Genomic DNA, 7,099 nt, shown 5'->3' with positions numbered 1-7,099 from the left:
CGGTGTGTCAGTCAAAGATGTATCCACTGATCCACCGCATTCGCGAGCAAGCCCGCTCCCACATTTGGACCTGCATCTATCTTGAGACCTTCACAAATCCAGGCTTGAGGCCAAACACCTCAACCCCCTGAGGGGTCGCTTGCCCGGTGGTGACCTTGACCCGCTCCACCGGTTTGTCCAGCGCCTCGCGATACTCCACCTCGCCAGCGCTGATGGCTTGCGCCGGCACCACCATCGCCTGCGCATTGTTGTAGGTCACGATGGTCAGCCGCGCACTCATCCCCAGCCGCACCCGCTGCAACTGCTGCGGCGTGAGTTGGGGAATCGACAGCGTCACCGGAAATTGCGCACTGCCCTGGCTGTCGCTGGTCATCGCCAGGCCGCTGACCACACTCACCGAGCCGTTGAGCCGTTCGCCGTCAAAGCCGTCCCCCAGCACTTCCACCGCCTGGCCCTGATGCAGTCGGTTGATGTCCAGCTCCGAGACCTTGGTGACGATTTTCAGCCGCTCGATATTGGCCAGGCCAAACAGCACCTGGCCCTGGCTGACCTTGCTGCCCGCCTGCACCGGGGCGTTGCTGGCGCCGGCTTGCGGGGTGTTGGCGCCGGGGGCCGGGACGACGATGCCGGAGAACGGCGCCTTGACCTCGCGGGCTTCCAGCAGTTGGCGCAGGGCGTCGTACTTGACCGTGGCGTTGGTCAGTTCCATCTCGGCGATCTGCCGGTATTCGCCCTTGCCCTGGTCGATGGCCTGTTGCAGTTCGCCGCGCGCGGAGGCGAGGTCCAGTTGCTGCTGTTGGGTTTGCTGCTTGAGCTCGTCCAGTTCGTTGCGCGGGATGATGCCGCGCTGGAACAGGTTTTCGCTTTCGGTGAGTTTGCGCTGGGTGTTGCCGGCGCTCATCTCGGCGGTGCGCAGGCTGCGGCGGGCGCGGCTGACGGCGGGGCCGTTGTCCCAGTCCTGCATCTCTTGCACGGTGCGCCGCGCCTTGAGCTGGGCGGACAGGGCGTCGCGCAGTTGCACTTCAAGGGTGGCCGGGTCCATGCGCAGCAACACCTGGCCGGCTTCGACCCGCTGGCCTTGCTCCACCAGGTTGGCCTGCACATTGCCGTCAAACGGTGCGGTGAGGGTGATCGTGGTGTCGGGCTCGATCTTGCCCACCAGGCCGATCTGGTGCACCAGCGCGTCGGGCTGCACGGCCAGCCATTGTTCGCTGGCGGCGGGGCTTTGGGCCGGGCTGCGCAGGGCGAACCCGGCGGCGGCCACCAGCAGGATCAACAGCGCGCCGATCAGGCGTTTGCGATTAGTAGTCATTGAGGGCGATTTCCCAACTTTCCAGTGTCATGCCCAGGGTCAAGTCGAGCTGGGTCTGGGCGTTCAGATAAGCGATCAGCGCGTTGAGCTGGGCGTTTTCGGCGTTGCGTAAATCGCTCTCGAAACTCAGCACCTGGAAGTTGGTGGAGCGCCCGGCGCTGAGTTTTTCCCGTTCGATGTCGATCTTGCGCCGCGACAGTTCCACAGCGCGCTGGGAGATTTCGTATTGGCGCCAGCGCGTGCCGAGGTCGCGCACCACGTCGTTGACGCTGCGTTCCAGTTCCTGGCGCGCGTCGGTGATGCGGATCTCCTGGTCCTGCACGTTCACCCGCGCGCGCACTTCGGCCTGGCGCGTGCTGATGTCGCCGATGGGGATCTGCACCTGCACGCCGGCGTAGCTGTCCCAGGTGCGGTTGTTGCCGCTGCCGTTGTCATTGTTGTAGGTGTCGCGCAGCTGGTTCGCGCCGGCCACCAGGTCCACTTGCCAGCGCCCGGAGTCCTTGGCGATCACCAAGTTGAGGTCGGCCTGCTGGCTGCCGAGCAGGGCGGCGAGGTATTCCGGTTGCTGGTTCTGCGCCAGGTTGAAGGCTTGGCGTTTGTCGATCTGCATGGGCTTGGCCTCCAGGGCTTCGGTGGCGCGAATCGGCGTGGACAGGTCCAGGGCGAGCAGGCGCAGCAGGGCCAGGCGGCTGCTGTCGAGCTGGTTCTGCGCTTCTTCGACGCCCAGTTGCTGGGTGGCGATATCGGCTTCGGTCTGCACGATTTCAAACTCGGCCATGCGCCCGGCGGCGATCAGCGCCTTGTTCACTTCCAGCAAGGTGCTGGAGCGTTTCAGGGCGTCCTGCACGATGCCCAGTTGTTCCTGGGCGCGCAGCAGTTCGCGGTAGGTAGCGATGATCTGGCTGATGGTTTGCGCCACGGTGGCCTTGAGGTTGAGGCGGTTGGCCTGCTCCGCCAGGCGCGACAGGCGCAGCGGCGCGGTGGTGGCGTCCCAGCCGGCGCCGCGAATCAGTGGCTGGATGATCGCCAGGTCGAGGCCGTCACTGCGGTAGCGGCCGGCACGGTCGGCGGTGTTCAGTTGTTGGGTCCAGCCCATGCTCAGGCGCGTGCCGTATTCACCGAGCAGGCTGGTGGCCGGCGCCACGTTGGCGTTGCGCGCGTTGTCGGCGCTGCCACGGGTGCTGCGGTAGTAGCTGTTGAGGGTGAGCTTGGGGTTGAAGGTGTCTTCGGCAACGCGCAGGTCGAACTTCTGCGCCACCCGTTGCAGGTACGCGCTGCGGATCGCCGGGTTGTTGCGCAGGCCCAGGTACACCGCGTCGCCCAGGGTCACGCTGGTGACTTGGGCGTTCAGCGAGACACTGCGGCTGCTGCTGGGCAAGGAAGGGTTGATCGCGATGTCGGCGGCCGCGCACGGCAGGCTCAGCAGCGCCAGGAACAGCAGGCACTTATTCATCGCGCAAGGCCTCCACCGGTTGCAACCGGGACGCCGAGACCGCCGGGTAGATGCCGAAGAACAGCCCCACCAGCAGCGTGCTGCCGACCCCGAGGGGCAGGGCGGCGGCGGCGAGGGTGAACGCCCAGCCTGACAGCCAGGCGTAGAGCCAGGCGGCGGTCATGCCGAGTACCGCGCCGCAGGCGGCGCCCACGGCGGTGAGGGTCACGGCTTCGAGCAGGAACAGGTTGCGGATATCCCGCTGGCGCGCGCCGAGGGCCATGCGGATTCCGATCTCGCGGCGCCGCTCCGAGACGTTCATCAGCATCACGTTCATCACGCCGACGCCGCCGCCCACCAGGGAAATCGCGCCGAGGGCCAGCAGCAGGTAGGCGAAGGTGCGGCTTTGGCGGGTCATGCCGTCGATCATTTGCTGGGGCACCTGGATGTCCACGGTGTGGTCGCTGAGCTGGCGTTGCAGGACGGCGCTGGTGGCTTTGGCCATGGCCTCCATGTCCTGGCCGGGGGCGGCGCGGATCACCACGTTGCCGATCTGCGGGCTGGCGTAGATGCGTTGCATGCCTGCGGCGGGGATAAACAACGATTCGTCGCCCTGCACCGGCATCAACAGCGCGCGGGGCTGGCTGTGCAGGATGCCGACGATGAGGAACAGGTAGTCGTTGATGCGCAGCCGTTCCCCCAGTTTCAGTGGGTCGCCGGGCGCGCTCAGGGTCTGGGCGAGTTGGCCGCCGATCACGGCGAAGGTTTCGTTGGCGTCGAAGTCCGACAGGAAGCGACCTTCGCGCAGGCTCAGGCGCATGGCGTCCTGGATGCCCGGCGTGCTGCCGACCAGGTTGGCGTTGGCGGTGCGGCCATGGAACACCACCGGCCCGCTGAACAGGCTGAGCGCGCCGATATGGGCGATGCCCGGCACGGCCTGGCGCACGGCGTCGAGGTCCAGGTGCGTGCGCATGGGGCGGCTGCTGCCGACCTTGGCTGGGAACTGCGCGACCAGGGTGTCGGTGCCCATGTCCTTGAAGATCAGCGCCGCGTCCACCGCCGCGTTGTGGCCGATGTTGATGAGCGCCACCACCGAGGAGCTGCCGATGACGATGCCCAGCAGCGCCAGCACCGAGCGTTTGCCCAGGGTGCGCAGGCTGACGAACGCTTCATGCAGCAGTTGGCTCAGGCTCTGCTCGACCCGCAGGCTCATGGGCGCGGGGCCTCTTGCACCACGCCGTTGCGCACGAGGATCTGGCGGTCCAGGCGCGCGGCGATCTGCGCGTCGTGGGTGACGATAATCAAGGTGACGTGCTGCTCGCGGTTGAGGGCCAGGAGCAGGTCCATGATGTCCTGGGCGGTGCTGCTGTCGAGGTTGCCGGTGGGTTCGTCGGCCAGGATCACCGAGGGGGTGCCCACCAGCGCCCGGGCGATGGCGACGCGTTGGCGCTGGCCGCCGGAGAGGTCGGCGGGGCGGTGGTGGGCGCGGTCGGCCAGGCCGACTTGTTCGAGCATGCGCAGGGCTTGCTCTATCGATTCGTGACGCGAGATGCCGCGATAACTCAGGGGCAGCGCGACGTTGTCCAGCGCACTGAGGCGCGGCAGCAGGTTGAAGCTCTGGAACACAAAGCCGATCTGCTGGTTGCGGATCGCCGCCAGCTCATCAGGGCTGGCGTTGAAGATATCGTGCCCGGCGAAGTGGTACTGGCCGCAGTTGGGCAAGTCCAGCAGGCCGAGGATATTGAGCAGGGTACTTTTGCCGGAACCAGAGGCGCCGAGGATGCCGCAGCTGTCGCCACGGGCGATGGCCAGGCTGACGTCATTGAGAATGGACAGGTGTTGCCCGGCCAGCTGATAGCGTTTGCCGATGCCTTGCAGGGAGATCAAGCCTGGGTGCGCGGGGGTATCTGTCATCATGACTACGCCTTCAGTCTCGCCGCTGCTGCCATGCCCCCGGTAAAGCCTTGTAACAAGTTCGGGAGCTGCCTGGTGCGCGTCACGGACTGGTTTTAGTTCTTGTTTTTAAAATATTGTTTGAATAGTAACTGCGTTCAACCGGCTCCGCCAGCCGTCGATGTAGAGCGTTTTTACCCTTTGAAACGATTCATCTGAAAGGCATTCAGGGCCAGGAAAAACTCCCTGACTGGCCGTCATATGCCTATCCACAAGGGCTCTGGGTAATATGGCGGTGTGTCACTACTTGCTTTCGGCCAGCCGCCCCGGTATAAAAAATCAAATTATTTTTTAAAACAATATTTCCGCCGTGGAACTCTTATGGTCGCGAAGAAACTCAGCGCTCCAAACGTTACCAAAACTCGATTGCTGGATGCGACTGAGGCCCTCTTCATCAAGTACGGATACGACGCGGTTTTGTTGCGGCAGATTACCGAGCGTGCCCAGGTCAACCTGGCGGCGGTGAACTATCACTTCGGGGACAAGGATTCCCTGATGAAAACCCTGCTGATGCAGCGCCTGGAACCGCTCAACGAGCAGCGCCTGGAACTGTTGGCACGCTGTGAAGCCGAAGCCGACGGCCCCCTCGACTGTGACACCTTGCTCGGCGTGCTATTTGCCCCGGCCATGGGCCTGGAGCGCAGCGATCCGGCAAGCGCCAGTGGGGAAGGGCGTTCCTTCATCCGTTTCCTCGGCCGCGTCTACAGCGACACCTCGCCGTTCATCCAGGAATACCTCAAGGTGCATTACCAGCCGGTGTTCCAGCGCTTCTTCGAAGCCTTCGCCCTGGCCCTGCCGGACTTGCCGCGCAACGAGCTGGGCGTGCGCCTGCAGTTTGCCCTCAAGGCGATTTCCGGGGTGATGGCCGGCACCGAACTGCGCCTGCTGATGAATTCCATGAGCCTGGGCCGCCCGGCGACGGATGCCGAGGTGATGGCCAAATTGATCACCCTGGTGTCGGCGGCGATTCGCGTGCCGCAGCAGAGCCCTGAGGCCGAAACCGCGTTGGCGCGGGTATTGGATACCCAGCGTGCGATTCGTGAACAAGCGTCGGCGCCGGCCGTGAAGGCCTCGCGCTAAAGCAAATCCGAGGCAAAAAAAAGCCCGCTGGGGCGGCGGGCTTGATATGCAACATTTGTAACGGATGAGGCTTCACACTACGGCTCGAGATGTGAATAAAGCGTGAAAACTTTGTAAGGCAAAGTGTGAAATTGTAAATGTTTCGGATTATGCCGATTCAAATTTTCCAGTGCCCAGCGGTCTTGGCCAGTCGCTGGCGCATTCCATCCACGTTTTGCGCCAATTGCAGCGTCAACAATCGATACCCATCCAGGGCGCTATACACCGGTGCGTCCAACGCGGGTTCGGTCCCAGTGGTGTGGCTTGGCCGCTCCAACCGCTCCGTCACCCCCGACTTCAACGCTCGCGCCATCCCCACCAGTTGCACGCGAATCTGCCGATGCTCGGCTTTCAGCATGATTTGCATCCGCGCCATCGCTTGTTCATCCCGCGGGTCGGGCCGGGTGTTGCCCAGAATCTCCAGGGTGCTGATGCACAGCCGCAGATGGCGCTGGATCGCATCCAGTTCCGTCATCGAAATCCGCACTTCCTTGGATACCGACGGCATCAGCGAGCGTAGTTGCAGCATCGCCGCGTTCAGGCGGTTCAGCAGTTTGAAGTGCTCATCATCGGTGACCGACCGGCCGCTGATAATCCGGTTGTAAATCTCGGCACAATCACGCAACGCACTGGCCAGGTTGTAGCGCCACGAATACACCGCATACAAAGGCAGGGCGAACGAGAAGGCCAGCGCCAGCACGATACCGATAAGGATATCCACCGTGCGCCACAAGCCGTCCGACACCGGGTTGTCCCCATGCCCGGCGACGATAAATACGGTGATCGCCGACAGCAGCGCGATGTACCCGCCCTTGCCAATGGCGTGATAGGAAAAGAACCCACACACCACCGACATCAACAGATAGGTCAGCAAAGGCTGGCCGAGCCACGCCTGTTGCAGCACCAACAGCAAGCCGACACTGGCGCCGATCAAGGTGCCGTAGGCGCGCTCCACGGCTTTCTTGCCGATATTGCCGTGGTGCTGCAAGCCGCCGATTACGATGAGCATGGTCACCGACGCCCATTCACCGTGGGGCAGGTTGATGCCGGTGGTCAGCAGGATCGTCGCCAGCAAGCCGATGGACACGCGCACGGCGTGGATCAGTTTGGCGTGGCGATAGCGGCGGTACGGGTCGAGCAGCGGGCGCAGCAGGCGCCGGGCGAAGAGGGGCAGGTTCATCGGTGGTAAAGGGGCCTCGGTAGTCAGGAATAACGCGGTTCAAATGTGGGAGCGGGCTTGCTCGCGAATGCGGTCTACCAGTGACAGATGTACTGGCTGATCC

Annotated in this window: 6 protein-coding genes; 1 reads left to right on the top strand and 5 read right to left on the bottom strand. The window is 63.8% G+C overall.

The window, feature by feature from the left end; all coding sequences use genetic code 11:
* Window positions 1-76: 76 nt before the first annotated feature.
* Genes NUV89_RS26060 through NUV89_RS26045 form a run of 4 tightly spaced genes read right to left on the bottom strand, consistent with a single transcriptional unit; the run spans window position 77 to window position 4,661 of the window.
* A complete protein-coding gene (locus tag NUV89_RS26060; protein WP_257783581.1) occupies window positions 77-1,312 on the bottom strand; it encodes an efflux RND transporter periplasmic adaptor subunit in 1,236 nt (411 codons plus the stop codon).
* On the bottom strand, window positions 1,302-2,765 hold the full coding sequence (locus NUV89_RS26055; protein WP_257783580.1) for a TolC family protein: 1,464 nt from the start codon (window positions 2,763-2,765) through the stop codon (window positions 1,302-1,304). The genes NUV89_RS26060 and NUV89_RS26055 overlap by 11 nt, the downstream gene beginning before the upstream one ends.
* Window positions 2,758-3,957, bottom strand: coding sequence for an ABC transporter permease (locus NUV89_RS26050; protein ID WP_257783579.1), 1,200 nt, complete (start codon window positions 3,955-3,957; stop codon window positions 2,758-2,760). The genes NUV89_RS26055 and NUV89_RS26050 overlap by 8 nt, the downstream gene beginning before the upstream one ends.
* The gene (locus NUV89_RS26045; protein WP_257783578.1) at window positions 3,954-4,661 is read right to left on the bottom strand and encodes an ABC transporter ATP-binding protein; all 708 of its coding nucleotides are present in this window, start codon (window positions 4,659-4,661) and stop codon (window positions 3,954-3,956) included. Before NUV89_RS26045 ends, NUV89_RS26050 begins: the two co-directional genes overlap by 4 nt.
* A gap of 357 nt (window positions 4,662-5,018) precedes the next feature.
* Here NUV89_RS26045 and NUV89_RS26040 point away from each other — a divergent pair, with 357 nt between their 5' ends.
* Window positions 5,019-5,777, top strand: a complete 759-nt coding sequence (locus tag NUV89_RS26040; protein ID WP_257783577.1) for a TetR/AcrR family transcriptional regulator — start codon at window positions 5,019-5,021, stop codon at window positions 5,775-5,777.
* A gap of 157 nt (window positions 5,778-5,934) precedes the next feature.
* On the opposite strand, the gene NUV89_RS26035 is transcribed toward NUV89_RS26040, so the two are convergent.
* The gene (locus tag NUV89_RS26035; RefSeq protein WP_257783576.1) at window positions 5,935-6,996 is read right to left on the bottom strand and encodes an FUSC family protein; all 1,062 of its coding nucleotides are present in this window, start codon (window positions 6,994-6,996) and stop codon (window positions 5,935-5,937) included.
* Window positions 6,997-7,099: the final 103 nt, after the last annotated feature.

The sequence above is a fragment of the Pseudomonas sp. 18.1.10 genome, assembly GCF_024655625.1.
Classification (GTDB): Bacteria; Pseudomonadota; Gammaproteobacteria; order Pseudomonadales; family Pseudomonadaceae; genus Aquipseudomonas.
This window is presented reverse-complemented; position numbering and strand designations above follow the sequence as displayed.

Coding starts and splice junctions, on each gene's coding strand:
- NUV89_RS26040 (WP_257783577.1), top strand. CDS start 5,019: ATGGTCGCGAAGAAACTCAGCGCTCCAAACGTTACCAAAACTCGATTG.
- NUV89_RS26035 (WP_257783576.1), bottom strand. CDS start 6,996: ATGAACCTGCCCCTCTTCGCCCGGCGCCTGCTGCGCCCGCTGCTCGAC.
- NUV89_RS26045 (WP_257783578.1), bottom strand. CDS start 4,661: ATGATGACAGATACCCCCGCGCACCCAGGCTTGATCTCCCTGCAAGGC.
- NUV89_RS26050 (WP_257783579.1), bottom strand. CDS start 3,957: ATGAGCCTGCGGGTCGAGCAGAGCCTGAGCCAACTGCTGCATGAAGCG.
- NUV89_RS26055 (WP_257783580.1), bottom strand. CDS start 2,765: ATGAATAAGTGCCTGCTGTTCCTGGCGCTGCTGAGCCTGCCGTGCGCG.
- NUV89_RS26060 (WP_257783581.1), bottom strand. CDS start 1,312: ATGACTACTAATCGCAAACGCCTGATCGGCGCGCTGTTGATCCTGCTG.